At 74.9% G+C, this 24,833-nt stretch carries 22 protein-coding genes; 14 read left to right on the top strand and 8 right to left on the bottom strand.

All coding sequences use genetic code 11. From position 1 onward, the window contains the following. Positions 1-142: 142 nt before the first annotated feature. Positions 143-931 (top strand): ATP-binding cassette domain-containing protein, encoded by a 789-nt coding sequence (locus ACFYUY_RS24285; protein ID WP_360206900.1) that lies wholly within the window; start codon positions 143-145, stop codon positions 929-931. Next, positions 928-2,190 (top strand): sugar ABC transporter permease, encoded by a 1,263-nt coding sequence (locus ACFYUY_RS24280; protein WP_387903577.1) that lies wholly within the window; start codon positions 928-930, stop codon positions 2,188-2,190. Before ACFYUY_RS24285 ends, ACFYUY_RS24280 begins: the two co-directional genes overlap by 4 nt. A gap of 204 nt (positions 2,191-2,394) precedes the next feature. Here the strand turns inward: ACFYUY_RS24280 and ACFYUY_RS24275 are convergent, their stop codons facing one another. After that, positions 2,395-2,976, bottom strand: a complete 582-nt coding sequence (locus tag ACFYUY_RS24275; protein WP_387903574.1) for a TetR/AcrR family transcriptional regulator — start codon at positions 2,974-2,976, stop codon at positions 2,395-2,397. Positions 2,977-3,074: 98 nt separating this feature from the next. On the opposite strand from ACFYUY_RS24275, the gene ACFYUY_RS24270 reads away from it, so the two are divergent. Together ACFYUY_RS24270 and ACFYUY_RS24265 are read left to right on the top strand one after the other, a co-directional pair. Continuing rightward, the gene (locus ACFYUY_RS24270; protein WP_387903572.1) at positions 3,075-3,995 is read left to right on the top strand and encodes a patatin-like phospholipase family protein; all 921 of its coding nucleotides are present in this window, start codon (positions 3,075-3,077) and stop codon (positions 3,993-3,995) included. Positions 3,996-4,366: 371 nt separating this feature from the next. Continuing rightward, positions 4,367-4,819, top strand: coding sequence for a hypothetical protein (locus ACFYUY_RS24265; protein ID WP_360206911.1), 453 nt, complete (start codon positions 4,367-4,369; stop codon positions 4,817-4,819). Positions 4,820-4,936: 117 nt separating this feature from the next. Here ACFYUY_RS24265 and ACFYUY_RS24260 read toward each other — a convergent pair whose 3' ends face one another. Beyond that, positions 4,937-6,493, bottom strand: coding sequence for an alkaline phosphatase family protein (locus ACFYUY_RS24260; RefSeq protein ID WP_387903568.1), 1,557 nt, complete (start codon positions 6,491-6,493; stop codon positions 4,937-4,939). Between the two features lie 181 nt (positions 6,494-6,674). Here ACFYUY_RS24260 and ACFYUY_RS24255 point away from each other — a divergent pair, with 181 nt between their 5' ends. Beyond that, a complete protein-coding gene (locus tag ACFYUY_RS24255; RefSeq protein WP_387903565.1) occupies positions 6,675-7,442 on the top strand; it encodes a GntR family transcriptional regulator in 768 nt (255 codons plus the stop codon). A 125-nt stretch (positions 7,443-7,567) separates the two neighbouring features. Here ACFYUY_RS24255 and ACFYUY_RS24250 read toward each other — a convergent pair whose 3' ends face one another. Beyond that, on the bottom strand, positions 7,568-8,491 hold the full coding sequence (locus ACFYUY_RS24250) for an SMP-30/gluconolactonase/LRE family protein (protein ID WP_387903563.1): 924 nt from the start codon (positions 8,489-8,491) through the stop codon (positions 7,568-7,570). A gap of 76 nt (positions 8,492-8,567) precedes the next feature. On the opposite strand from ACFYUY_RS24250, the gene ACFYUY_RS24245 reads away from it, so the two are divergent. The 3 genes from ACFYUY_RS24245 (at position 8,568) to ACFYUY_RS24235 (ending at position 11,224) form a co-directional block, all read left to right on the top strand. Beyond that, complete coding sequence (locus ACFYUY_RS24245; protein WP_360206921.1) at positions 8,568-9,023, top strand: Lrp/AsnC family transcriptional regulator; 456 nt, start codon at positions 8,568-8,570, stop codon at positions 9,021-9,023. 243 nt (positions 9,024-9,266) lie between these two features. Further along, positions 9,267-10,736 (top strand): tetratricopeptide repeat protein, encoded by a 1,470-nt coding sequence (locus ACFYUY_RS24240; protein ID WP_387903560.1) that lies wholly within the window; start codon positions 9,267-9,269, stop codon positions 10,734-10,736. Next, positions 10,733-11,224, top strand: a complete 492-nt coding sequence (locus ACFYUY_RS24235; RefSeq protein ID WP_360206926.1) for a hypothetical protein — start codon at positions 10,733-10,735, stop codon at positions 11,222-11,224. Before ACFYUY_RS24240 ends, ACFYUY_RS24235 begins: the two co-directional genes overlap by 4 nt. A gap of 172 nt (positions 11,225-11,396) precedes the next feature. Here the strand turns inward: ACFYUY_RS24235 and ACFYUY_RS24230 are convergent, their stop codons facing one another. Then, positions 11,397-11,798: a VOC family protein gene (locus ACFYUY_RS24230; RefSeq protein ID WP_360206929.1), complete on the bottom strand. Its 402-nt coding sequence runs from the start codon at positions 11,796-11,798 to the stop codon at positions 11,397-11,399. Between the two features lie 257 nt (positions 11,799-12,055). On the opposite strand from ACFYUY_RS24230, the gene ACFYUY_RS24225 reads away from it, so the two are divergent. Continuing rightward, on the top strand, positions 12,056-12,295 hold the full coding sequence (locus ACFYUY_RS24225; RefSeq protein ID WP_360206932.1) for a hypothetical protein: 240 nt from the start codon (positions 12,056-12,058) through the stop codon (positions 12,293-12,295). 18 nt (positions 12,296-12,313) lie between these two features. On the opposite strand, the gene ACFYUY_RS24220 is transcribed toward ACFYUY_RS24225, so the two are convergent. The 3 genes from ACFYUY_RS24220 to ACFYUY_RS24210 all read right to left on the bottom strand — a co-directional run bounded on the left by ACFYUY_RS24220 (position 12,314) and on the right by ACFYUY_RS24210 (position 15,266). Then, on the bottom strand, positions 12,314-12,667 hold the full coding sequence (locus tag ACFYUY_RS24220) for a hypothetical protein (protein ID WP_360206934.1): 354 nt from the start codon (positions 12,665-12,667) through the stop codon (positions 12,314-12,316). Between the two features lie 202 nt (positions 12,668-12,869). Beyond that, on the bottom strand, positions 12,870-14,327 hold the full coding sequence (locus ACFYUY_RS24215) for a multicopper oxidase family protein (RefSeq protein WP_387903556.1): 1,458 nt from the start codon (positions 14,325-14,327) through the stop codon (positions 12,870-12,872). 189 nt (positions 14,328-14,516) lie between these two features. Beyond that, positions 14,517-15,266, bottom strand: a complete 750-nt coding sequence (locus tag ACFYUY_RS24210) for a histone deacetylase (protein WP_360207172.1) — start codon at positions 15,264-15,266, stop codon at positions 14,517-14,519. A 330-nt stretch (positions 15,267-15,596) separates the two neighbouring features. Here ACFYUY_RS24210 and ACFYUY_RS24205 point away from each other — a divergent pair, with 330 nt between their 5' ends. From ACFYUY_RS24205 to ACFYUY_RS24195, 3 genes are all read left to right on the top strand, one after another. Next, entirely contained in the window at positions 15,597-19,574 is a 3,978-nt protein-coding gene (locus tag ACFYUY_RS24205) for a Pls/PosA family non-ribosomal peptide synthetase (RefSeq protein WP_387903553.1), read from the top strand. A 130-nt stretch (positions 19,575-19,704) separates the two neighbouring features. After that, on the top strand, positions 19,705-21,249 hold the full coding sequence (locus ACFYUY_RS24200) for an ArnT family glycosyltransferase (RefSeq protein WP_387903550.1): 1,545 nt from the start codon (positions 19,705-19,707) through the stop codon (positions 21,247-21,249). 243 nt (positions 21,250-21,492) lie between these two features. Continuing rightward, the gene (locus ACFYUY_RS24195; RefSeq protein WP_360206946.1) at positions 21,493-21,618 is read left to right on the top strand and encodes a hypothetical protein; all 126 of its coding nucleotides are present in this window, start codon (positions 21,493-21,495) and stop codon (positions 21,616-21,618) included. Between the two features lie 145 nt (positions 21,619-21,763). On the opposite strand, the gene ACFYUY_RS24190 is transcribed toward ACFYUY_RS24195, so the two are convergent. Further along, positions 21,764-22,717, bottom strand: coding sequence for a LysR family transcriptional regulator (locus ACFYUY_RS24190; RefSeq protein WP_387903547.1), 954 nt, complete (start codon positions 22,715-22,717; stop codon positions 21,764-21,766). Positions 22,718-22,823: 106 nt separating this feature from the next. Here ACFYUY_RS24190 and ACFYUY_RS24185 point away from each other — a divergent pair, with 106 nt between their 5' ends. After that, entirely contained in the window at positions 22,824-23,744 is a 921-nt protein-coding gene (locus ACFYUY_RS24185; RefSeq protein WP_387903545.1) for an NAD-dependent epimerase/dehydratase family protein, read from the top strand. A 137-nt stretch (positions 23,745-23,881) separates the two neighbouring features. After that, complete coding sequence (locus tag ACFYUY_RS24180) at positions 23,882-24,742, top strand: aldo/keto reductase (protein ID WP_387903542.1); 861 nt, start codon at positions 23,882-23,884, stop codon at positions 24,740-24,742. The last annotated feature ends 91 nt before the right edge of the window (positions 24,743-24,833 follow it).

Genomic DNA, 24,833 nt, shown 5'->3' with positions numbered 1-24,833 from the left:
CCCGCCGCCGGCCGCGCCCGCCGCCCCCCCCGCCCCCCCGGGGGGGCCCCGGGGGGCCCCCCCCGGGGGGGGCGCGCCGCCCGGCCGTGCCCCGCCCCGCGCGCACCCACCACCCACCCCACCACGCACTACCCCGCAGGAGATGGTTCACGTGACGGGCGCACCCGTACTGGCGCTGCGCGAGGTCTCCAAGCGCTTCGGCGCCGTCCAGGCACTCACCGACGTCGACCTCGACGTCCACGCCGGCGAAGTCGTCGCACTGGTCGGCGACAACGGCGCCGGCAAGTCCACCCTGGTCAAGACGATCGCCGGCGTCCACCCGATCGACGAGGGCACCATCAGCTGGGACGGCCGCCCGGTCCGCATCGAGCGCCCCCAGGACGCCCAGGCCCTCGGCGTCGCCACCGTCTACCAGGACCTCGCACTCTGCGACAACCTCGACGTCGTCGCCAACCTCTTCCTGGGCCGCGAACTGCACCGCCGCGGCACCCTCGACGAGGTCGCCATGGAACGGCGCGCCAAGGAACTGCTGGACACCCTCTCGATCCGCATCCCCAGCGTCCGCATCCCCATCGCCGCCCTCTCCGGCGGACAGCGCCAGGTCGTCGCCATCGCCCGCGCCCTGGTCGGCGACCCCCGGATCGTCATCCTCGACGAACCCACCGCCGCCCTCGGCGTCGAGCAGACCGCCCAGGTCCTCGACCTCGTCGAGCGCCTGCGCGAGCGCGGCCTCGGCGTCATCCTGATCAGCCACAACATGGCGGACGTCAAGGCCGTCGCCGACACCGTCGCCGTCCTGCGCCTGGGCCGCAACAACGGGGTCTTCCCGGTCGCCGACACCTCGCACGAGGAGATCATCTCCGCCATCACCGGCGCCACCGACAACGCCGTCACCCGGCGCCAGGCACGCATCGCGGAGGAAGCGAAGTGAGCACCAGCCAGACCACCCCCACCCCGGCCCCCGCCGCCCCCGCCACCGACCCCCGACTGCTGGTGCGCCAGCAGGGCCTGGCCGGCTACGCCGAGGAGTTCCGCCGCAAGATCAAGAGCGGCGACCTCGGCTCACTGCCCGTCATCATCGGCCTGATCCTCATCGCGATCATCTTCCAGAGCGTCACCGGCCACTTCCTGCAGGCCGACAACCTCACCAACATCACCAAGTGGATCGCCGGCCCCGGCCTGATCGCCGTCGGCGTCGTCTTCGTCCTGCTCCTGGGCGAGATCGACCTCTCCCTCGGCTCCGTCGCCGGCGTCGCCGCCGCCGTCACCTCCGTCCTCGCCGTCCGCGAAGGCCTCAACGAGGGCCTGGCCATCCTGCTCGCCCTCGCCACCGCCGTCGCCATGGGCGCCCTGCACGGCTTCTTCTTCGCCAAGATCGGCGTCCCCGCCTTCGTCGTCACCCTCGCCGGCATGCTCGCCTGGAGCGGCCTGCAGGACTACGTCCTCGGCAAGCTCGGCACCGTCAACAACATCAACGACGGCATCGTCGCCAACCTCGACACCTACTTCCTCGGCGACGGCGACGTCCTCTACGCCTGGCTCCTCGCCCTCCTCTCCATCGCCGCCTTCCTCGCCGCCCAGCTCCTGGACGCCCGCCGCCGCACCGCCGCCGGCCTGCCCGCCCGCAGCACCGGCGAGATCGCCCTGCGCACCGGCGCCCTCGCCGTCCTCGCCCTGGTCGGCGCCTACATGCTCAACCAGGACCGCGGCCTGCCGCTGCCCCTGGTCGTCCTGCTCGGCGCCGTCGTCCTCACCGACTTCATGCTGCGCCGCACCTCCTACGGCCGGCAGATCTTCGCCGTCGGCGGCGGCGTCGAGGCCGCCCGCCGCGCCGGCATCAACGTCGCCCGGGTGCGGATCTCCGTCTTCATGTTCTCCGCCTTCCTGGCCGGGCTCGGCGGCCTGTTCATCGCCTCCCAGCAGGGCTCCGCGGACAAGCAGCTCGGCAGCGGCAACGTCCTGATGAGCGCCATCGCGGCGGCCGTCATCGGCGGCACCAGCCTGTTCGGCGGACGCGGCAAGACCTGGTCGGCGCTGCTGGGCATCCTGGTCATCCAGTCCATCACCACCGGCCTGGACATGGTCCACGCGGCCCAGGCCATCCAGTACATGATCACCGGCGCCGTCCTGCTGGCCGCCGTCGTCCTGGACTCCGTCTCCCGCCGCACCCGCGCCTCAGCGGCCCGCTAGCGGACCACCCGCGGCCGGCTCCACCGCCGGCTCCGCCGCGCACCGACGCCCCGGTGCCCCCGCCCTCCCGGCGGGGGCACCGGGGCGTCCGCGTCTTGAGGACCTGCCCGGCCGCGGGGCCCGGGGCCGTCACTCCTCGGACGGAAGCGGCCCGCCCGGACGTGACGCCGGCCCGCGGACCGGGCCCCGGGAACGGGCGGGTCTTCAGGCCTGCAGCAGGCCGGCGAAGCGCTCCAGGGCCAGGTCGCAGCGCTCGCGGTCGCCCGTGGTGGTGAGGTCGAACAGCAGGCCCCGCACCACGGCCATCACCAGCGTGGGGGTGGCGGTGTCCCCGGGCCCGGTGGTCACGTCGTGCAGGGCCGCCCGCAGCGGGACGAACCAGTCCGTGACGGCCCCGGCCTGGTCCGGGTAGTTCTCCGGGTGGGCCAGCAGGTCGGCGTGCACCTCGAAGAAGAGCCGTACGAACGGGGCGCGTTCGGGCGCGCTCATCCACGACCAGATCCCCCGCAGCCGCTCGCGCGGGCCGGCCTGCACGGCGCCCGGGGCCCCGCGGTGCGGCGGCAGGTGCTCGGCGAGACGGGCCGCGCCCCGGCGGCGCGCCTCGGCGAGGACGGCCGCCACCAGCTCCTGCTTGCTGCCGAAGTCGTAGAGCAGCATCCGCGGACTGGTCTCCAGCGCGGCGGCCAGCGGACGCAGGCTCAGCCCGGCCAGCCCGTGCGCCAGCACGTAGTCGGTGGCCCGGGCCAGGGTGCGCCCGCGGCGCTCGGGGTCCGGGGGGCGTCCCACGGGCGACCGTCCTTCCGCCGGTGCCGCGCTGAGGCGGCGTCAGTGATCACCAGGAGTATATGGTACGACTGTTTCAACAACGGGGAGGGGATACCGCCATGGACACCGGCGACCGCACACCGCACCACGCGCAGGACCACGCCGCCGAGCGGGCAGGCGACCGGGCGCAGGACCACGCCGCCCGCCGGACCGACGGGCAGGGGGCGCCCGACCGGGCCCTGGTCCTCGGCCCCGGCGGACGCCTGGGCGCCGCCTGGACGGCCGGACTCGTCCACGGCCTGCACCTGGCCGGGGCCGACCCGGCCGGCGCCGACCTGATCGTCGGCACCTCCGCCGGCGCCGTGGTCGGCGCCCTGCTCGCCACCGGACAGGACCCGAGCCACCTCGTCGACCCCGCCCGCCGCACCGCCCCCCGCCCCGGCGCCCGCCGGCCCGACCCCGCCGCCGCGGGCGCCGTGTTCGCCGTCCTCGGCCAGGGCCTGGACCCCGCCGAGGCCCGCCGCCGCGTCGGCCGCCTCGCCCTCGACACCGCCGACCCCGACGCCGAACAGGCCCTGCTGGACAACCGGCGCGCCCTGATCGGCACCCACCCCTGGCCCCGGCACCTCCTGATCACCGCCGTCGACGCCGGCACCGGCGAACCCGCCGTCTGGAGCGCGCACGACGGCCTGCCGCTGCTGCACGCCGTCGCCGCCAGCAGCGCCTTCCCCGGCGTCGAACCGCCCGTCACCCTCCCCGACGGGCGGCGCTGCATGGACGGCTCGCTGCGCGCCGGCGCCAACGCCGACCTCGCCGCCGGCGCCCGCGCCGTCCTGGTGGTCGAGCCGCTGGCCCACCGCTTCCCGCGCCCGCCGGCGGACGCCGAACTGGTCCTCGCCCCCGACCCGGCCGGCCAGGCCGTCCTGGACTCCGACCGCGCGGACTGGGACACCTGGGAGCAGGCCTACCGCGAGGGCCTGCGCCAGGCGGGCGGGCAGGCCCGGGCCGTACGGGCGGCGTGGGGCGCGTCGACCACCTGACGGCGTGCGGCGGTTCGGCCCCGGGGCGGCTCCGGGGCCGGGCCGCCCCGGTGGCGGGTGGTCATGGCCGGGTGGTCATCGGCGGGTGGTCGGTGGGGCGGGATCCTTCGGAGCGGTCCACCGCGGGCGCGGCCGCGGGCCGGGGCGGGCCGCCGCGGCGGTGGGGTTGCTTCCGGATGCGGCGGTGACCCGCACCGCAGTGCCGCTGCACGGGGGTGATGGCAAAGTCAAGGAAAGTCACCCGAACGAGTGAGACCAGGGGTACGCCGAAGTGGGTGGTGATGTTCAACACCCTGGTATGGCAGTCGAGTTGACTGATAGACATCACCCCCGGGGGGCCCGACGAACAGTTCACACATTCGGAGGGAACCATGAAGAACCGCTTCGTACGTCGTGCCGGAGTCGTGGTCGCCGGCCTCGCTCTTGTCACCGGTCTCGGCAGCACGGCGGCCCTGGCCGCCACCCCGGCCGCGGCCCCGGCCCCGGTCGTCGTGGTCCAGGACGTCGCCACCGCCGCCGCGGAGGTGCAGACCTGGACCTACGTCACCGGTCCGCTGGAGACCACGCTCACGCTCGACACCACCGCCCGTTCCGCGTCCATCGTGGTCTACGCCAACGTGCCGCTGCTCGGGAAGAAGAAGGTCGGCAGCGCCTCGGGCAGCCTGACCGAGGGCATCACCTTCCACCTGGGCCTGTCGCCGTTCGTCAACGGCACACAGAGGTTCTACCTGGTGGGCGACGACGTGCACCTGTACTACGACTTCGACGCGCTCGGCAAGCACTACACGGGCGACGTCAAGCTCGGCACGCTCCCGCCGCTGTAGCCCGTACGGCGCCGCCCGCCGCCCCGGAAGGTACCCCGGGGCGGCGGGCGGCGCCCGTTCGGCGTTCGTTCGGCGCCGGCCCGTCGCGCGTTCGGCGCCGGCGGGCGCCCGCCGGCGTCAGCTGTCGAAGGAGACCTGGTCGACGGTCCAGAACGCGCTGTTGGTGCCGGTGTAGCGGAACTGGAAGCGCACGCTGCTCGCGCCGGCCGGCACCGTCACCGGCAGGTGCTCGACGGTGTTCAGGTCCGCGCGGTAGGACTTCACCAGCTGCGGGGCGCCGTTGTCGAAGACCGCGTACACGTCGCCGGTCTGCGGGCCGTCGACCTTGTAGTCCGTCGCGAAGGACAGCGTGGCCCGCCCGGGCCCGGCCACCGGGTAGGCGGGGCTGACCAGGGTGGAGTCGAACTGGCCCGCGCCGTGGGTCTTGTCGTCCCACTCGTCGGAGTCGGCGACGGCGAACACGTTGCGCGCCCGCACGTTCGTCTCGCGGCTCTGCCCGAGCTGGGCGGCGGTCCAGAACTCGTCGGTGGCGAAGGCCCAGCCGCGCCACTCCGTCACGCCGCCGCCGGGCATCCGGGAGTTGTCGATGCTCCAGCCGGCGGGCGGGGTGTGGGTCCAGCCCTTGACGCCGGCCGGGATGCCGCTCTCGTCGGCCCGGGCCTGCAGGGCCGGGCGCAGCGCGTCGAAGGCGTCCGGGACGATCCGGTCGATCGGCTGCCCGTCGAGCTGCCAGGCCGGGTCGATCGCGGCGCCCTCGTGCGCGAGGACGGTCGGTGCGACGTCCACCGGCTTGACGTCGTAGCGCCGGGACCCGGCCGGGTGGCCCGCGCCGTCGGCGATCACGAAGGTCTGCCGCTCGTTGGCGCTGTTGCCGCCGTGGCCGCCGGCGTCGGTGTGGCCGTGGTCGGTGGTGACGACGATCAGCCAGTCCTCCGACCCGTACGTGGCGCGGGACTTGACGGCCTGCACCACCTGGCCGACGAGGGCGTCGACGGAGTGGATGGCGGCCGTGTACTGGGGGCTGGCGCCGCCGTAGGAGTGCCCGGCCTCGTCGACCTCGTCGAAGTGCAGGAAGGTGGCGTCCGGGTTGCCGTTGGCGAGGTAGTCGGCGGCGTCGGAGGCGGTCTTGGCGTCGTTCTCGCTCTCGGCGATCCGCACGTCGGCCCGGCCGTTGAAGACGTTGGCGGTGATCGGGTTCCACGAGCCGATCACCAGGGTGGAGGTGGCCGGGTCGGCGTTCTCCAGGCGGCTGGCGAAGTCGGGGTAGAGGTCGAAGCGGGCGCCCGCGAAGGTGTTGTCCTTGACCTGGTGCTTGTCCGGCCACACGCCGGTGCCGATGGTCGACCAGCCCGGTCCGGACAGGGTGGGCGCCAGCGGGTTGGCGTACAGGTTGCCGGTGGCGGTCATGCCACTGGCCATCAGTGCCTTCAGGTTGGGCGCGTCGGCGCTCAGCAGCTTGTCGTAGCGGGTGCCGTCGACGCCGATGACCAGCGTCTTGGCCTGGTGCACGCCACCGGGCAGGCCCTTGTACGGGGCTGCGGCGGCGTCCGTGCCGGCGGTCGCGGTGCCCGCGCCGGCGGGGGCGGCGGTGGCGGTGACGGGGGCGAGCGGCAGCAGCGCGGCGGCCACGGCGGCGGTGGTCAGGGCGGTCCAGGTGGAGCGGGGGATACGCACGGGGGCTCCCAACTCGGGGGCGGCGGGGTGCGGTTGCACCGGCACCGAGAATGGGGCGGCCGGACGAGGAGGACCCCTCCCATCTCCCACGCCGGTATGAACAACTGCCGAAATTCAGTCCAGACCGGTTATCAATCCGTTACCTGAGGGGTGTGACACCACCGCTCGATACAGTGGCGCGGTGAACCACGGCACCCCGCAGGCCCCCCTCGCCCCCGCCCGCTCCGGCGTCCCCGAGCACGGCCGGGTGCCCAAGTACTACCTGGTCAAGGCCCGCCTCGAGGACCTCATCGCCGAACTCGGCCCCGGCGGACGCCTGCCCACCGAAGCCGACCTCGCCGAACGCCACCACGTCGCCCGCGCCACCGTCCGCCAGGCCCTGCGCGAACTCCTCCTCGAAGGCCGCCTGCGCCGCCAGGGCCGCGGCACCGTCGTCGCCGGCCCCAAGATCGAACAGCCGCTCTCCCTCGCCAGCTACACCGAGGGCGTCACCCGCCAGGGCCTGCGCCCCGGCCGCACCCTCATCACCCTCGACCGCCTGCCCGCCGACCCCGCCATGGCCGAGCGCCTCGACGTCCCCACGGGCGAACCCCTCTGGCACCTGGAGCGCGTGCTGCGTGCCGACGAGGAACGCGTCGGCCTGGAGTCCACCTACGTCCCCGTCGCCCGAGTCCCGCACCTGGACGAGGAGTTCGACCCCGAAGGGTCCTTCTACGGGCACCTGCGTGAACGCGGCATCCACCTCGGCGGCGCCGACGAACGCATCGAGACCGTCCTCGCCACCCCCCGCGAAGCCCTCCTCATCGGCACCCCGCCCGCCCTGCCCATGCTGCTGCTCCACCGCCGCAGCCGCGACGACGCCGGCCGGCCCCTCGAACAGGTCCGCACCCTCTACCGCGGCGACCGCTTCAGCTTCACCCTCGCCCTGCACGCCCCGACCACCGACTGAGCGCGTCACGGCCGGCGCCGCCACCTCGCCCCAGGGGCAGCCGGCCGTCCTGGCGGTGGTCTGCCTCGTCGACGCGGCGAACCGGATGAACGTCCCGGCCCGCAACCCCGGCGGCGGCCGGGTCGTCAGGCCCGGCGCACCCGGGGGAGTCCGGTCACCGCCATGACCACGGAGTACAGCGAGGTGGTCGCGGTGAGGAAGAGGCGGTTGTTCTTCGGCCCGCCGAAGGCGATGTTGGAGACGGGCTCGGGGGTGAGCAGGCGTCCGATCAGCGTGCCGTCCGGGTCGTAGCAGTGCACGCCGTCGTCGAAGGCGGCCGCCCACAGGCGCCCCCCGTCGTCGAAGCGGATGTTGTCGAATCCGCTGTCCGGGGCCTCGGCGAAGACCTTGCCGTCGGAGAGGGTGCCGTCCTCGCGCACGTCGAAGACGCGGATGTGCCGGGCCCGGCTGTCGGAGACGTACAGCTGCCGCTCGTCGGCGGAGAAGACCAGGCCGTTGGGGCCGGTGAAGCCGTCGGCGACCAGGCGGATCGTGCCGTCGGCGGGGTCGATGCGGTAGACGTGGCAGCCGTCGAGCTCGGGGTCGGCGCGGTGGCCCTCGTAGTCGCTGGTGATGCCGAAGTCCGGGTCGGAGAACCAGATCGAGCCGTCGGAGTGCACCACGGCGTCGTTGGGGGAGTTGAGGCGCCGGCCCCGGTAGCGGTCGGCCAGGACGGTGAGGGTGCCGTCGTGCTCGGTGCGGGTGACGCGGCGGTTGCCCTGCTCGCAGGTGACGAGCCGGCCCTCGCGGTCCAGCGTGTTGCCGTTGCTGTGGCCGGCGGGGGAGCGGAAGACGCCGACGGTGCCGGTGGCCTCGTCCCAGCGCAGCATGCGGTCGTTGGGGATGTCGCTCCAGATCAGCTGGCGCCAGGCGGGCAGGTAGACCGGCCCCTCGGCCCACCGACAGTCCCCGTGCAGCTTCTCCAGCCGCACGTCCCCGTTGGCGCACTTCCCGGCCCGGAACCGGTCGTCCAGAACCTCGTACAGGCCGTACAGAACATTGCCAGACACAGTCCACCCCTTGCTGCTCAACTCCGAATCTCATTCGGTTCGGCATGAGTATGGCAGAAGCGGATATGGTTCCACCATGGCATCGGAGAACCTCGACGAGACCGACCGCGCGCTGGTCGCGCTGCTGCAGCAGGACGCCGGGCAGGCCTACGCCGCACTGGGCAAGGCGATCGGACTCTCCGCGGGCGCGACCCACGAACGGGTCCGCAAACTGCGCGAACGCGGCGTCGTACGGCGCACCACCGTCGACGTCGACCCCAAGGCGCTGGGCCTCGGCGTCCTCGCCTTCGTGATGGTCGAGTCCTCGGCCTGGATGGGCGACTCCGCCCAGGCCTTCGCCGCGATCCCGGAGATCGAGGAGGCCCACATCATCGCGGGCAGCGCCTCCGTCCTGGTCAAGGTGCGCACCCCCAGCACCGAACAGCTCCAGGACGTGCTGCGCCGCCTGTACGCCATCGACGGCGTCAGCGGCACCCAGGCGACCGTCTCCCTGGAGACCTTCTTCGAACGCCCGCCCTCCCCCACCCGCTAGGACGCGCCCGGCGCCGCAGCCCACATCGACAGCCGCTGCGGCAAAGGGAGTTCGGCCATCAGGCCGCCGCCACCCGGGCAGTGGACCTCCGGGGCCACCCGCCGCCCCGCCACCCACCCCGGCCGACCCCGGACCACAGTGTGGTGGCTTCCCCGCCCCGGACATCACCGAATCCCGTCGCCGCCGCGGGACGTCCCGCTAGGCTTCCCCCAAATCGCGTTCGGCACAGGGGAGATGCGGTTCGTGGCAGACATCGCCGAGATGGTCCAGCAGGCCGGAACGCTGATGACGGCTGCCGTGGCCGCCCACGGCCGGCAGGTGCTCGCACCGTCGCCGCCGGCCACGGCCGACCGGGCCGCCGCAACCGGGCACCGGTTGCTCCGGGCCGTCTGGGAGCACCAGGACGCCACCCGGCGCTCCGCCCTGGAAGCGGTGCTGGCGGACCTGGCGCAGGACACCCACGACCCCGACGCCCTCGCCGCGCTGCGCATGCACGTGCGGCGGGCCCTGCGCGAGAGCGTGGACCTCTACCGCGAATGGTCGGCGCTGCTCCCGGCACCCGGTGACACCGTGACGATCAACGCCTCCGGTGAGCGCTCGATCGCCGCCCAGTCCGTCTCCAACACCATCCACGGCGGTGCCTTCCACGGGACCGTCATCCAGGCGGGTGCCATCGGGGACGTCCGAACGCCCGGCGGGAACGGTTCCCCCCGGCGCCCCCCGCAGGACGCCGCCGTCCGGGACCGGGCCTCCGGCACCGCCGAGGACCTCACCGCCCGCAACAACGAGGCGATCGTGGCGCACGCGACGGGAGACCTCGAGCAGGCCACCGCCCTGATGGAGCGGAACGTCGCCGAATCCGCCCGGCTGCTCGGCCCCCACCACCCGGACACCCTGGCCGCCCGCAACAACCTGGCCAGTGCCTACCAGGAGGCCGGGGACCTGCACCGGGCCGTCCCGCTGCTCGAAGCGACCCTCCAAGCGTTCGAGCGGGTCTCGGGCCCCGAGCACCCCGACACGCTGACCACCCGCAACAACCTGGCCAGCGCCTACCGTGCGGCCGGCGACCTCGGGCGCGCCATCCCGCTGCTGGAGTCCACCCTCACGGAGCGCATCCGGGTCCTGGGGCCGGAACACCCGTCCACGCTCACCAGCCGCAACAACCTGGCCAGCGCCTACCGTGCGGCCGGCGACCTCGGACGTGCCATCCCGCTGCTGGAGGACAACCTCGCCGCCTCCGAACGGATCCTGGGGCCGGAGCAGCAGTCCACGCTCACCAGCCGCAACAACCTCGCCGGTGCGTACGTGGCCGCGGGGGACCCGGGCCGCGCCATCCCGCTGCTGGAACGCAACCTCGCCCTGTCGGAGCAGCTCCTGGGGGAAGAGCACCCCGGCACCCTGGGCGCGGCCAACAACCTGGCCGGCGCGTACCGCGCGGCCGGGGACCTGAAACGCGCCGTTCCGCTGCTGGAACGCAACCTCGCCCTGTCGGAGCGACTCCTGGGCGGGGAACACCCGCGCACCCTCGCCACCCGGCAGGACCTCGCGCTCGCCTACCACAGCGCGGGGCGCCTGCAGCAGGCCGTCGTGCTGCTGAGGATCACCCTCGGACAGTACGAGCGGATCTTCGGCGACACCCACCCCCTGACGCTGGCCTGCCGTGACGACCTCTCGGCCACCGAGCGGGAGCAGGCCGCAGGAGACCGGCGGTGACCGGTGACTCCCAGCGGACCAGGATCATCATCATCGAGCTCAGCGAGAACGACACCACCGACCTCCCGACCCTGATGCGCGCCCTCACCGAGGGCCGGCAACCGGCGATGGTGGTCGTCGAAGGAGGATTCACCATGGGCGACACCTACAACGTCGACGGACAGGCCGGTGCGGTCGGCCCGCACGCCAAGGCCAGCGACAACACGTTCATCCAGCTGCGGATGCCGGACGGCTCGCCGGTGGACCTGCCCGGCCTCGCGGCCCAGCTGGAACAGCTGCGCCTGGCCCTGAAGAGCGAGGCGGTCACCCTGGAGCACGACACCGCGGTGGGCGCCGTCGCCCAGGCCGAGGTGGCCGCCCGGCAGGGCGACGAGAACGGCGCCCTCGCCCACCTGAAGGCCGCCGGGGCCTGGGCCCTGGGGATCGCCCGCAGGATCGGCGTCGAGGTGGCCGCCCTCGCCATCGCCCACGCGATCGCCGGCGGCTGACCGGACCCGGCCGGAGTGGGAAGTCGGCCGGGCCGACTTCCCACTCGTTCCGGTGGCCGATGGCCCGGGACCGCTGGGTGGCCCTGCGCCGGGTCATGCGCACCGACCTGGGCCTGGAGGGCTGAGGCCCGCACCTGCCGGGCCCCGACGCCCCCAGTCGTGCCCCGGCGGGTCAGGTGGTGAGGGGGGTCAGGAGGATCCAGACGTGGCCGAAGGGGTCGCGGAGCATGGACTGCCGTGCGCCGTAGGGCATGTCGGCGGCGGGGGAGAGCAGCCGGGCGCCGGCGTCGACGGCGCGGGCGGTCAGCGCGTCGACGTCCGGTACGTAGACGTGCAGGGCGACGGAGGCGGCGCCGGGGGCGGGCGGGGCGAAGGGGGCGGCGTGGGCGTCGCCGAGCATCAGCGTGGCGCCGTGGACGGTGATCTCGGCATGGGCGATCCGACCGTCCTCGCCGTCGAGCCGGAAGAGCTCGGTGGCCCCGAACGCGGTCGTGTAGAAGTCGATCGCCTCGGCGGCCCCGTCGACCATGACGTGGGGGACGACTGCGTGCCGGTGGTGCTCGGGAATCCTCATGTGGATCAAGGTAGGGCGGTGCCGGGTGCCGGGGCATTGGGCGCAGGCCCCGCCCGGTCTGCGACGAAGGGAGTAGGACCGAGGTCTCACCGGCCGGCGCCGGACCGCGGTGGCCGGACCGCGGTGTCGGGGCGCGATGGTCGGGGCGCGGTGGTCGGGGCGCGGGACTTTGGTCCCCTCCCGGCCGGGGGTGGGGGTCACGCACCCTGGGAAGGGAGACCACGGGCCGTGAGGCAGAGAGGAAGAGTGCCGGACGCATGTCGGACGAGTCGACTGCCCACCGCCTGATCGAGGCCTACTTCACCCACTGCGACACCTGTCGCGAACCGCACGATCCGGACTGCCACTCCCGCTCGCACTGGCGGCTGTACCTGGATCTCGACCCGGCCACGCTGGAGCGCCTGCGCCGCTGGGCCCAGGCCCCGGACCCGCACCACCCGATCACCGACACCGAGCGCGCGGTCCTGCTGCACTGGCTGGAGGCCCGCGCCGCCTGAGCGGCGCGGGCCCGGGGCTCAGTTGTCGGAGCCGACGGTGGCGTCGTTCTCGGCGTTGATGATGTCGTCGCCGGCGATCTGGTTGCCGTCGCCGATGATCACCGTCCAGAAGTTGCCGCCGGCGACCTGCGCGGCGTCGTCCATCGCGCCGCCGGCCACCTGGCCCGAGCCGTTGTGGGAGCCGACGGTGGCGTCGTTGCCCGCGTTGATGATGTCGTAGCCCGCGACCTGGTTGCCGTTGCCGATGATCACCGTCCCGTGGTTGCCGCCGGAGACCGTGTCGGCCGAGGCGGTGCCCGGGACGGCGGCGGCCACGCCGGCGGCGGCGAGCAGGGTCAGCGCCCACGTGATGCTGCGGGTCGTACGGGTCATGGGTGTCTTCTCCGCTTCTGTCGGGTTTCGCCCCGAACGGGGCCAGGCGACAGTAGGAGCCGCGGCGGCGGTGGTGGGCGACCTTCCCCCGGTGGGCGGCGTGTCGGCCCGGTGCCGCGGTGCCGGGTGCGGCCGCAAGGTCCGCCCGGCACCCGCGCCCCCGCGGCCGCCGGGACGGCCCGCCCGCCGCGCGCCCGCCGCGTCAGACGATCTTCATCGTCCCCATCATGCCCATCGCCGCGTGGTCGATCAGGTGGCAGTGGTACAGGTACTCGCCGCGGTACCCGGTGAAGGTCGCCTGCAGCTTGACGCTCTCGCCCGGCAGCAGCGACACGGTGTCCTTCAGGCCGCACTCCGGGCCGGAGGTGACCGGTTTGCCGCCGCGCTCCAGCACCCGGAACTGCACCAGGTGCAGGTGGAAGTTGTGCGGCATCCGCTGGTTGGTGTTGGTGACGGTCCAGACCTCGGTGGAGCCGTACGGGATCACCGTGTCGATCCGGTCCGAGTCGTAGACCAGGCCGTTGATGTAGGCCATCGGCATCGCGCCGGGCGTGGCGGGGCCCTCGTCCATGCTGAGCCTGAAGTCGCGGGTGGTGGTGGCCGCCGGCAGCTCGGGCAGCGTGCGCAGGGTGTCCGGGAGCGGCTCGGTGTCGTCGCGCTCCCGGCGGGTGACCCGGAACTGCAGGACCTGCGCGGTGGGGGCGCTCTGGTCGCCGAAGGTGTTCTTCAGCACCAGGGTGGTGCCCACCGGGTAGTGGCCGAAGTCGACGACGACGTCCGCCCGCTCGCCGGGGGAGAGGAACACGCTCGTGGTGGTCAGCGGCGCGGGCAGCAGCCCGCCGTCCGAGCCGATCTGCTGGAACGCCGAGCCGTCGGACAGCGCGAGCTTGAAGAACCGCTGGTTGGAGGTGTTGAACACGCGGAAGCGGTAGCGCCGGGTGGCGACCTCGAAGTACGGCCAGGCCTTGCCGTTGGCCAGCACCACGTTGCGCAGGCGGTCGCCCATCACGTAGACGAGCTGGCCGGCGCTGTCGAAGCGTGCGTCGCGCAGGGCGATCGGCACGTCCTGCTCCTCGTCCGGCAGGTCCAGGCCGTCCTCGACGTCGTCGGTGAGCAGGTAGAGGCCGGCGAGCCCGCGGAAGACGTTCTCCGACTCCATGTGGTGGGCGTGGTCGTGGAACCACAGGTTCGCGTGCGGCTGCTGGTTCGGGTAGACGTACGTCCGGCGGCCGCCGCCGGCCGCGATCAGGTCCATCGGCGCGCCGTCGCTCTTGGCCGGCACGTGGCCGCCGTGCAGGTGGACCGAGGTGTCGACGCTCAGCCGGTTGGTCTGGTGGATCACCACGGGGCGCCCGGAGGTGGCCTGGATGAGCGGGCCGGGGAAGCTGTCGCCGTAGGTGCGCACCGCGGTCCTGAAGCCGGGCACGATCTCGGCGGTGGTCTCCTTCATCGTCAGCTTGTAGACGTCCGCGTCGCCGTCGTCGGAGTACGGCTCGAGCGGCTGCGGGACGGGCATGGCCTGGGCGAACTTCGGGATGGTGGAGGCGTCGAGGTCGGCTGCCTGCGCGACGTCCGTGAGCGCGGGGAGCAGCAGGCCGGCGGTCCCGAGCGTGGCGCTGGCCGCCACGCCGGTCCGGAGCAGGGTCCTACGTGTGATCACTGGTGTCCCCCGGGGAGAACGTCGGGCTCCCGGCGCCTGGCGGCACCCGAAGCGGTGAAGAACAGCGGGGCGACCCTTGCGCACGGGGCTCAAGATCGGCTTGCTTTCCGCTCGGATGTTCGTGTCCCGAACGAACGGCTGACACCGCGGCCCGGGCCGGCCGGGCCGGGTCCCGCTCCCGGCGGCCGGTCAGGCCAGCGCCTCCAGCACACCCTGCGCGCTCCAGTGCCCGGCCGCACCCGGACGCGAGGCCAAGTAGCGGGCGGTGCGCCGGCTGTCCCAGCCGTGGGCCTGCGCCAGGCCCGCGGCCAGGGTGCGCAGGTAGGCGGCGGAGGGCGGGTTGAGGTCGGCGCCGGCCAGGCCGGTGGGGGCGGTGAGGGTCAGCAGGGGGAGCCCGTCCAGTTCGCCCGCGTGCACCAGCGTCTCGTAGCGGCCGGGGCCGAGCGTGGCGCGCCCGGTGGCGAGCACCCCGGTGAGGTCGAGGTCGGTGCCGGGGGAGCGGTACATCTCCTGGGCGGCGATGTCGCTGAACTGGCCGAGCGTCAGCAGGTAGGCGCGGCCGGGGGCGGGTCCGGCGGCGTCCGGGTCGTAGAAGCCGCGGCCGCCGCCCCACACCGCGGACTCGGTGGCGAAGTACAGCAGCCCGGGCAGCAGCACGGGCACGTCCCGCAGCGGCGGGCGCGGGTCGCGGCAGCCGGGGCAGGCGAGGGCGCCGCCCTCGGGGCGCCCGCCGAGCAGGTAGCGGGCGAGCCGGGGGGCGTGCAGGTTCGACCCGTACGCGGCGTACCAGACCAGCGCGCCGCTCCCGGCCGCCGGAGCGCCGCCCGCACCGCCGGGCCGGGCCGCCGCACCGCCGGGCCGGGCCGCCGGCCGGTCGGGGCCCGGCGTGCCGGGGCCGTCCACCCGGTCGGGGCCCGGCGTGCCGTCACCGGGCCGCATCGCGCTCACGGACGGGGACGCTAGCAGCGCCGGCCCCGTGGCGGGCGGGCGGCGGGCCCGCCACACCGCGCGGCGGGCACCGGGCCGCCGAGCGGCTACCCTTCACCAGCGAAAACGCCCACACCCGCCCGAAACGACTTTCGAATCATCGGGCCGCCACCCCCGGCCGGCACCGATCATGAGAATTTCCTTTGACCGTACCTCCGCTGCATCCAGCCAACTCCCAGCGGAGTCATGGTGAGTGGGCGCTTCCCGCCAGGCGACACCCCGCACCACCCGTACGCGGCGAAACCCGCGCACCCGCACCGACGGAGCCGAGGACACCACCCCATGGACGCACGCCAGGACACGGTCGGCCCGGGCACCCTGCACCACCCCCACCCCGCCGCCGGCTGGCCGGTGGCCCCGCCCGCCCACCCGCGCAGCCTGCTCGACATCGTCGACGCCACCGCCCGGACCCACCCCCACGCACCCGCCCTGGACACCGGCACCGCCGTCCTCGACTACCGCACCCTGCTGCACGAGGTCGACACCCTCGCCGGCGTCCTGGCCGGCCACGGCATCGGCACCGGCGACCGGGTCGGCGTGCGCATCCCCTCGGGCACCGCCGACCTCTACGTCGCCGTCCTCGCCGTCCTGCGCTGCGGCGCCGCCTACGTCCCCGTCGACGCCGACGACCCCGACGAACGCGCCGCGATGATCTGGCAGGACGCCGGGGTCTGCGCCGTCCTGGGCGCCGAACGGCACCTGTACGCCGGCCCCGGCCCCCAACCCGGAGGCCGCCCCGCCTGGCCCGGCCCGGCCGACGACGCCTGGATCATCTTCACCTCCGGCACCACCGGCCGCCCCAAGGGCGTCGCCGTCACCCACCGCTCCGCCGCCGCCTTCGTCGACGCCGAGGCCCGCCTCTTCCTGCGCCGCCGACCGCTCGGCCCCGGCGACCGCGTCCTGGCCGGCCTCTCCGTCGCCTTCGACGCCTCCTGCGAGGAGATGTGGCTGGCCTGGCGCCACGGCGCCTGCCTCGTCCCCGCCCCCCGCGCCCTCGTCAAAGCCGGCACCGACCTCGGCCCCTGGCTGGTCAGCCGCCGCATCACCGCCGTCTCCACCGTCCCCACCCTGCTCGCCCTGTGGCCGCAGGAATGCCTGGAAGCCGTCCGCCTGATCATCGTCGGCGGCGAGGCCTGCCCCGCCGAACTCGTCGAACGCCTCGCCACACCCGAGCGCGAGTTCTGGAACACCTACGGCCCCACCGAGACCACCGTCGTCGCCACCGCCGCCCGCCTGCTCCCCGGCCGCCCGGTGCGCATCGGCGCCCCCCTGGACGGCTGGGAGATCGCCGTCGTCGACCCCGCCGGCCACCCCGTCCCCTGGTACGGCACCGGCGAACTCCTCATCGCCGGCGCCGGCACCGCCCGCTACCTCGACCCCGCCAAGGACGCCGAGAAGTTCACCGCCCACCCCGCCCTGGGCAGCACCCGCGTCTACCGCAGCGGCGACCTCGTGCGCAACGACCCCGAAGGCCTGGTCTTCCTCGGCCGCGCCGACGACCAGGTCAAACTCGCCGGCCGACGCATCGAACTCGGCGAGATCGACGCCGCCCTCCAGGCCCTGCCCGGCGTACGGGCCGCAGCCGCCGCCGTCCGCACCACCCCCGCCGGCACCGACCTGCTCGTCGGCTACCTCGTCCCCCACCCCGGCACCACCCCCGACCTCACCGACGCCCGCCGCCACCTGCTGGAACGCCTCCCCGCCCCGCTCGTGCCCGTCCTCGCCCTCGTCGACTCCCTGCCCACCCGCACCTCCGGCAAGGTCGACCGCACCGCCCTGCCCTGGCCGCTGACCACCACCGCCCCCCAGCACACCCCCGACGACCGCCCCACCCCCACCGACGGCACCGCCGGGCGACTCGCCCGCCACTGGGAACAACTCCTCGGCACCACCCCCACCACCGACGACGACTTCTTCGCCCTCGGCGGCTCCAGCCTCACCGCCGCCCGCCTCGCCTCCGACCTGCGCACCACCCACCCCGGCGTCTCCGTCGCCGACCTCTACGCCCACCCCGTCCTCGGCGACCTCGCCGACTACCTCGACACCCTCACCGGCGACCCCGACCCCACCCCCGGCCCCACCGCCGCCGCCACCGCCGCCCCCGCCCGCCCGGTACGCCGCACCCCCACCAGCGCGGGCCTGTGGCAAACCCTCGTCCTGCTCGGCGTCTTCACCCTCGCCGGCCTGCGCTGGACCCTCGTCCTCGTCGCCCTCGACAACCTCACCGGCAACCACCTCGCCTGGGCCCCCCACAGCTCCTGGTGGCCCGTCGCCGCCGGCCTCCTCCTCTTCTACAGCGCCCCCGGCCGCACCCTCCTCGCCGCCGGCGCCGCCCGCCTGCTCACCGCCGGCCTACGCCCCGGCAGCCACCCCCGCGGCGGCCCCACCCACCTACGCCTGTGGGCCGCCGAACGCGTCACCACCCTGCTCGGCGTCGCCGCCCTCACCGGCACCCCCTGGGCCCCCCGCTACGCCCGCGCCCTCGGCTGCCGCGTCGGCCCCGGCGTCCTGCTGCACACCCTGCCCCCCGTCACCGGCCTCGCCCGCCTGGGCGCCGGCGCCACCATCGAACCCGAAGCCGACCTCGCCGGCTGGTGGCTCGACGGCGACACCCTCCACCTCGGCCGCGTCGACATCGGCGAAGGCGCCCGCATCGGCCACCGCGCCACCCTCATGCCCGGCGCCCGCGTCGGAGCCCACGCCGACATCGCCGCCGGCTCCTGCGTCACCGCCACCGTCCCCGCCGGCGAACACTGGCACGGCTCCCCGGCCCGCCCCGCCCCCCACACCCCCACCCCCTGGCCCGCCCCCACCACCACCCGCTCCCGCACCTGGAACCTCGCCCACACCCTCGGCCTCACCCTCTTCGGCCTGCTCCCCCTCCTCGCCGCCCTGCCCGCCCTCGCCGTCGTCTACCCCATGATCGACACCGAGCGCACCCTCACCGACGCCCTCCTCCACCTCCTGCCCGCCACCATCCCCCTGGCCGCCCTCACCCTGCTCTGCCACGCCGCCCTGACCGCCCTGCTCGTCCGCCTCCACTCCCGCCCGCTGCGCCCCGGCTTCCACCCCGCCCACGGCCGCACCGCCTACTGCGCCTGGGCCGTCACCCGCCTCGGCGACACCGCCCGCCGCACCCTCTTCCCCCTCTACGCCAGCCTCCTCACCCCCACCTGGCTGCGCCTGCTCGGCGCCAAGGTCGGCCGACGCGTCGAGGCCTCCACCGTCCTGGCCCTGCCCGCCCTGATGCACGTCGACGACGGCGCCTTCCTCGCCGACGACACCCTCGTCGCCCCCTACGAACTACGCGCCGGCTGGCTGCACCTGGGCCCCTCCCACATCGGACGCCGCTCCTTCGTCGGCAACTCCGGCATCGTCGCCCCCGGCCGCACCCTGCCCGACAACTCCCTCGTCGGCGTCCTGTCCGACACCCCCGCCCACGCCCCCGAAGGCTCCTCCTGGCTCGGCCGCCCCGCCTTCGCCCTGCCCCGCGTCGCCGACACCGGCACCGACACCCGCACCTACGACCCCTCCCGCCGCCTCATCGCCGCCCGCGCCGGCGTCGAACTCTGCCGCCTGCTGCCCGTCATCCTCGCCGCCCTCCTCGGCGACCTCGTCCTCGCCACCCTCCAGGAACTGCGCGACGCCTACGGCCTGCCCCTGGCCCTCGCCACCGGCGGCCTCGTCCTGGCCGCCGCCGCCCTCACCGCCTGCCTGCTCACCACCGCCGCCAAATGGCTGCTCGTCGGACGCTTCCGCGCCGCCGAACACCCCCTGTGGTCCCCCTTCGTGTGGCGCAACGAGCTCTACGACACCTTCGTCGAGGAACTCGCCATGCCCTTCGGCGGCCACAGCCTCACCGGCACCCCCTACCTCAACGCCTGGCTGCGCACCCTCGGCGCCCGCATCGGCCGCGGCGTCTGGTGCGAGACCCACTGGCTGCCCGAGAGCGACCTCGTCACCGTCGGAGCCGGCGCCAGCGTCAACCGCGGCACCGTCCTGCAGACCCACCTCTTCCACGACCGCGTCATGCGCCTGGGCCCCGTCCACCTCGGCCCCGGCTCCACCACCGGCCCGCACTCCGTCGTCCTGCTCAACTCCACCCTCGGCGCCGGCTCCACCGTCGGCCCCGCCTCCCTGGTCATGCGCGGCGAGAACGTCCCCGGCGCCACCCGCTGGCTCGGCAACCCCGTCGCCGCCTGGAACACCGACCCCACCCCGCCCCCCGGCCGCCGACGCCGCCGCCCCGCCACCCTCTGATACGAAAATCCCCCGCCCCGGCCGGCCCGCCCCGCCCCCGGGCCGGCCCGGCGACCGCCCCACCCCGACCTCCCCCGGAAACCCCCGCCGCGCCACCGCCACCGCACCCCACCGGTGCCACACTGCCCGGATGGACACCACACGGGGGAGTGGAACGCCAACCGGCCTGCCGCCGTTCGCGGTTCGGCCCGTCCTCGCGATCGCCGGCGCGCTCGCCGCGCTGCTCATCGCCCTCTCCGGACGCTACGGCTTCCACCGCGACGAGCTCTACTTCCTCCTCGCCGGCCACCACCCGGCCTGGGGCTACACCGACCAACCACCCCTCACCCCGATCCTCGCCCGCGCCACCGCCCTCCTCGGCGACGGCCCCACCGCCCTGCGCACCCCCTCCGCCCTGCTCAGCGCCGCCACCGTCACCCTCACCGCCCTCACCGCCCGCGAACTCGGCGCCCACCGCCGCGCCCAGACCCTCGCCGCCGCCTGCTGCGCCGCCAGCGGCTACACCCTGGCCGTCGGCCACCTGCTCTCCACCAGCACCTTCGACCTCACCGCCGAACTCGCCGTCCTGCTCACCGCACTGCGCCTGCTGCGCACCCGCGACCCCCGCTGGTGGCCCGCCCTGGGCGCCGCCGTCGGCACCACCCTGCTCAACAAGCAACTCGTCCTGCCCCTGCTCGCCGCCCTGGCCGCCGCCCTGCTCCGGGAACACCGCCACCGGATCCGCCACCGCCGCCCCACCCCGCCCCACGCCCCCACCCCCACGACCCGGACCCCGCCCGCCGCCGCCTGGGCCCTGCTCGGCACCGCCCTGGCCCTGCTCATCGCCGCCCCCACCCTGTGGTGGCAGGCCACCCACGGCCTCCCCGAACTGAAGGTCGCCCACGAACTCGCCGCACAGAACGGCTGGGCCGGCCGATGGCTCCTCCTGCCCCTCCAGGCCCTCCAGTTCTCCCCGTTCCTGCTACCCGTCGCCCTCGCCGGCTGGCGCGCCCTGCGCCACGACGACACGCTGCGCCACGCCCGCCCGCTGGCCACCGCCTACCCGGTGCTGTGCGCGATGGTCATCGTCGGCGGCGGCAAGCCGTACTACCCGCTGCCGCTGCTGCTCGTCCTCACCGCCGCCGGCTGCGAACCCGTCCTCGCCCGCACCCGCCGCAGCGCCCGCGCACTGGCCCGCACCCTGGCCGCGGCCACCGCCGTCAGCGCCCTCGCCACCCTGCCCCTGCTGCCCGCCGGCGCCCTCGCCCTGCCCAACGCCGTCGACCCCGACCAGGGCGAACAGGTCGGCTGGCCCGAACTCACCGCCGCCACCGCCACCGCCTGGCACGACCTGCCACCCGACCGGCGCGCCCACGCCGTCCTGCTCACCTCCAACTACGGCGAGGCCGGCGCCCTCGCCCACTACGGCCCCGCCCTCGGCCTGCCCACCCCCTACTCCGGCCACATGAGCCTCGCCGACTGGGGCCCGCCGCCGGCGGACGCCACCGGCCCCGTCCTGCTCGTCCACCCCGCCGGGCATCCCGCGCTGGAGGCCCCGTTCACCGGCTGCCGCACCGTCGCCAGGGTCGACAACGGGCACGGCGTCGACAACCTGGAGCAGCACGCCGCCGTCGTCCTGTGCGACCCGGCCCCGCGGCCCTGGAACGAGCTGTGGCCGCAGCTGCGGCAGTACTGATGCGCCCGCGCCGGTCCGGTGTGCGCGAGGGACGAACGGGTGAATCCTCCGAGACCGTCGGCCAAGTCACCTGGGCGGATCGCCAGTTGGCCGGACCTTTCCCGCACCCGGATGGCAGTTTCGCCACCGCCGCCGTGTAGGTTTCTGTCCGTCGCCACCCACGGGTGCGGTGTTCCTCCCCCTCCTCTGAACCCGGCCCGGGCCGACCGGCCCGGGCGTCGTACGGAGACGGGAGGAGACCGAGTGGAAGGCGACGAGCCGCCCCGGACACGGAGGTCGGAGCTGATCGGACGGTGGCTGCGGCGCAACGCCGGGGTCATCACGGCGCTGGCGACCGTGGCCGCAGTGGTGGTGGCGGCGGTGAAGTAGGGCCCGGCAGGGCCCCGGTGAACCGCCGGGCGGGCCCCGCACAGGGGAGTGCCGGGCGCGCAGGGCCCGGTCCGTCCACCCGCCCGCACACGAAGGGCCCCCGACCAGTCGCAGTGGTCGGGGGCCCTTCCGTTCGCCCCACACGCTACCGCACCGGGCCGCCGCCCACCGGCCCCCCGTCCACCGGCACGCCGCCGGTCAGCCGCACCGCCAACTCCTCGGCCAGCACCGCCGACGGGCCCCGCCGCCGGCGCGACAGCACCAGCCCCAGGTGACGGCACGGGCCCGGCGGGGCCAGCGGCAGCGCGACCAGCTCCCCGTCCCCGCTCAGACCGATCTCCGGGATCAGCGCGATGCCCACCCCGGCGTGCACCAGCGCCTGCGCGAACCCGTAGTCCGTCGCCGTGCACGAGATCCGCAGCCCCACACCCGCCGACTCGGCGTACCGCGCCAGCTGCACCGCGGACTTGCGGCACCCCAGGATCCAGCGCTGATCGGCGAGTTCGGCCAGCCGCAGCGGATCGGGCCGCGCCCGGTAGCGCACCGCCACCGGATGGCGGCGCGGCAGCACCACCCGCAGTGGGTCCTCGCCCAGCGGCGTCCACTCCAGCCCCGAACGGTCCCCGGGCCGCCCCGGCGCCGGGGCGTCGTCGAAGTGATAGGCCAACGCGAGGTCGGCACGCCCCTCGCGCACCCCCGGCAGGCTCTCCTCCGGCTCCTCCTCCAGCACCGTCACCTCCACCTCCGGATGATCGGCGACGAAACCGGCCAGCGCCGCCGGCAGCAGCCGCCGCCCCGCACTGGCGAACGTGGCCACCGTCAGCACCGCCTGACCGGCCGCCAGCCGCTCCAACCGCTGCCGGGTGTCAGCCAGTTCGGCGGCGATCGCCTCCGCCGCCTCCACCAGCAGCCGCCCCGACTCCGTCAGCACCACCCCGCGCGTGGAGCGCACCACCACCGCCGCGCCCAGACCGCGCTCCAACGCCGCGACCTGCTGCGAGACCGCCGAGGCCGTACACCGCAGCGCCACCGCCGCCCGGTTGAAACTCCCGTGCCGGGCCACCTCACGCAGCACGGCCAACCGCTGGACATCGATCAACAGTTTCCCTAACGACGAGCCAATCCGATCGATACTACCGCTGGTGACCGCCGTCCAGCAGGCTGAACCCCGACACCACAGGACGGGCCGAAAGGGGCCACCGCAAATGGACGTGTGCGTGATCGGCGGAAGCCGCCACTTCGGACGCCGACTGATCGAGGAACTACGCGACGGCGGCGCCACGGTGACCGTCGTCAACCGGGGCTCCACACCCCCGCCCCCCGGCGTGACCCACCTGCTCGCCGACCGCGACGACGAACGGGCCCTGCACACCGCCCTCGCCGACCGGCACTTCGACACCGTCGTCGACCAGGTCTGCTACACGCCCCGCCAGGCCGCCATCGCCACCCGGGTCTTCGCCGACCGCACCCGCCGCTACGTCCTCACCTCCACCGTCGAGGTCTACGCCGAGACCGGCCGGCCCGGCGGCCCGGCCCTGACCGAATCGGCCGTCGACCCCGCCACCCACCCGATCGACCTCGAACTGCCCTGGCACGAGCAGCAGTTCATCGCCGACCACTACGGCGAGGGCAAACGCCAGGCCGAAGCCCTGCTCACCCGGCAGGCCCCCTTCGACACCGCCCTCGTCCGCACCGCGCACGTCCTCGGCGGCGCCGACTTCACCGGCCGCCTCGCCCACTACGTCCGGCGTATCGAAGCCGGCCTGCCGGTGGCCGTCCACCCCGCACCCCAACCCGCCTCCTTCGTCCACGCCCCCGAGATCGCCCGCTTCCTGGCCTTCACCGCGACCGCCGACTTCACCGGCCCGGTCAACGCCGCCTCCCACGGCCCGCTCGACGCCCACGAGTTGTCCGCCGCCATCGCCCGCGAACTCGGCACCCGCACCGAGCCGGTCGCCGCCGCGGACGTGGCGGTGAGCGCGGACGCGGAGACGGACGCACTGTTCTCGCCGTTCTCCTTCGACCGCTGCTACGCCATGGACACCACCCGCGCCGCCGACCTGGGCTTCCGCTTCTCCCCGGTCGCCGACTGGCTGCCCCAGGCCGTCCGGGAGGCCCGGGCATGACGCGCACCCCTGACGCCCCCGCGGTTCCCGCCGGCTGCGCCGGTCCCGGCGCTCCCGCCGTTCCTGCCGCTCCCGCCGCTCCCGCCGATCCTGCCGGTCCCGCCGGTCCGGTGGTCCGGAGCATCGGGGCAGTCGCGGTGGGCGCCATCGGCCTCGGCGCGATGCCGCTGTCCGTCGAGGGCCGCCCGGGCGAGGAGCAGGCCGTCGCCGTCGTCCACGCCGCCCTCGACGCGGGCGTGCGGCTGATCGACACCGCCGACTCCTACCACTGGCACGCCGGCGAACTCGGCCACAACGAACGGCTGATCGCCCGCGCACTGGCCTCCTACGGCGGCACCCGCGGCGCCGACGAGGTCCTGGTCGCGACCAAGGGCGGCCGGGGCCGCCCCGGCGACGGCACCTGGACGGTCGACGGCGACCCGCGCCACCTGCGCCGCGCCGCCGAGGCCTCGGCCGCCCGGCTCGGCGTGGCCGCCATCGGCCTCTACCAGCTGCACAAGCCCGACCCGGCCGTCCCCTTCGCCGACTCGGTCGGCGCGCTGCGCGACCTCGCCGACGCCGGCACGATCCGGATGGTCGGCCTCTCCAACGTGGACACCGAGCAGATCCGCATCGCCCGGGAGATCCTCGGCCCGCGCCTGGTCTCGGTGCAGAACCGTTTCTCCCCGGCCTACCCCACCACCCGGGACACCCTCGACCTGTGCACCGGGCTCGGCCTGGCCTTCCTGCCGTGGAGCCCGCTCGGCGGGATCTCGCCCAGCGCCGTCGACGACCCCGGCGGCCCCGCGCCGGCACCCGACACGCCCTTCCACGCCCTGGCGCGCGAGCGCGGCGTCAGCCCGCAACAGGTCTGCCTGGCCTGGCACCTGGCGCAGTCGCCCGTCGTCGTCCCGATCCCGGGCGCACGCCGGCCCGCCTCCGTGCGCGACTCGGCCGCGGCGGCCGCCCTCACCCTGTCGTCGGCCGAACTGGCCGCCCTGCGGCCGGAATCGGGCTGACGCCGCACGCGGGGCCCCGCAGTCGCGTCCGGGGCTCCGGCGGGCCCTGCCGGCCCGGGGCCGCCTGCGGCACGATCGGAATCCAGGCGGC

This window comes from Kitasatospora sp. NPDC004745 (assembly GCF_042873275.1).
In the GTDB taxonomy this organism is placed as follows: Bacteria; Actinomycetota; Actinomycetes; order Streptomycetales; family Streptomycetaceae; genus Kitasatospora.
This window is presented reverse-complemented; position numbering and strand designations above follow the sequence as displayed.

What these genes read in the sequence shown, in the direction of transcription:
- ACFYUY_RS24285 (WP_360206900.1), top strand. Translation starts at nt 143, where the DNA reads ATGGTTCACGTGACGGGCGCACCCGTACTGGCGCTGCGCGAGGTCTCC.
- ACFYUY_RS24270 (WP_387903572.1), top strand. Translation starts at nt 3,075, where the DNA reads ATGGACACCGGCGACCGCACACCGCACCACGCGCAGGACCACGCCGCC.
- ACFYUY_RS24265 (WP_360206911.1), top strand. Translation starts at nt 4,367, where the DNA reads ATGAAGAACCGCTTCGTACGTCGTGCCGGAGTCGTGGTCGCCGGCCTC.
- ACFYUY_RS24245 (WP_360206921.1), top strand. Translation starts at nt 8,568, where the DNA reads ATGGCATCGGAGAACCTCGACGAGACCGACCGCGCGCTGGTCGCGCTG.
- ACFYUY_RS24230 (WP_360206929.1), bottom strand. Translation starts at nt 11,798, where the DNA reads ATGAGGATTCCCGAGCACCACCGGCACGCAGTCGTCCCCCACGTCATG.
- ACFYUY_RS24225 (WP_360206932.1), top strand. Translation starts at nt 12,056, where the DNA reads ATGTCGGACGAGTCGACTGCCCACCGCCTGATCGAGGCCTACTTCACC.
- ACFYUY_RS24220 (WP_360206934.1), bottom strand. Translation starts at nt 12,667, where the DNA reads ATGACCCGTACGACCCGCAGCATCACGTGGGCGCTGACCCTGCTCGCC.
- ACFYUY_RS24210 (WP_360207172.1), bottom strand. Translation starts at nt 15,266, where the DNA reads ATGCGGCCCGGTGACGGCACGCCGGGCCCCGACCGGGTGGACGGCCCC.
- ACFYUY_RS24205 (WP_387903553.1), top strand. Translation starts at nt 15,597, where the DNA reads ATGGACGCACGCCAGGACACGGTCGGCCCGGGCACCCTGCACCACCCC.
- ACFYUY_RS24200 (WP_387903550.1), top strand. Translation starts at nt 19,705, where the DNA reads ATGGACACCACACGGGGGAGTGGAACGCCAACCGGCCTGCCGCCGTTC.
- ACFYUY_RS24185 (WP_387903545.1), top strand. Translation starts at nt 22,824, where the DNA reads ATGGACGTGTGCGTGATCGGCGGAAGCCGCCACTTCGGACGCCGACTG.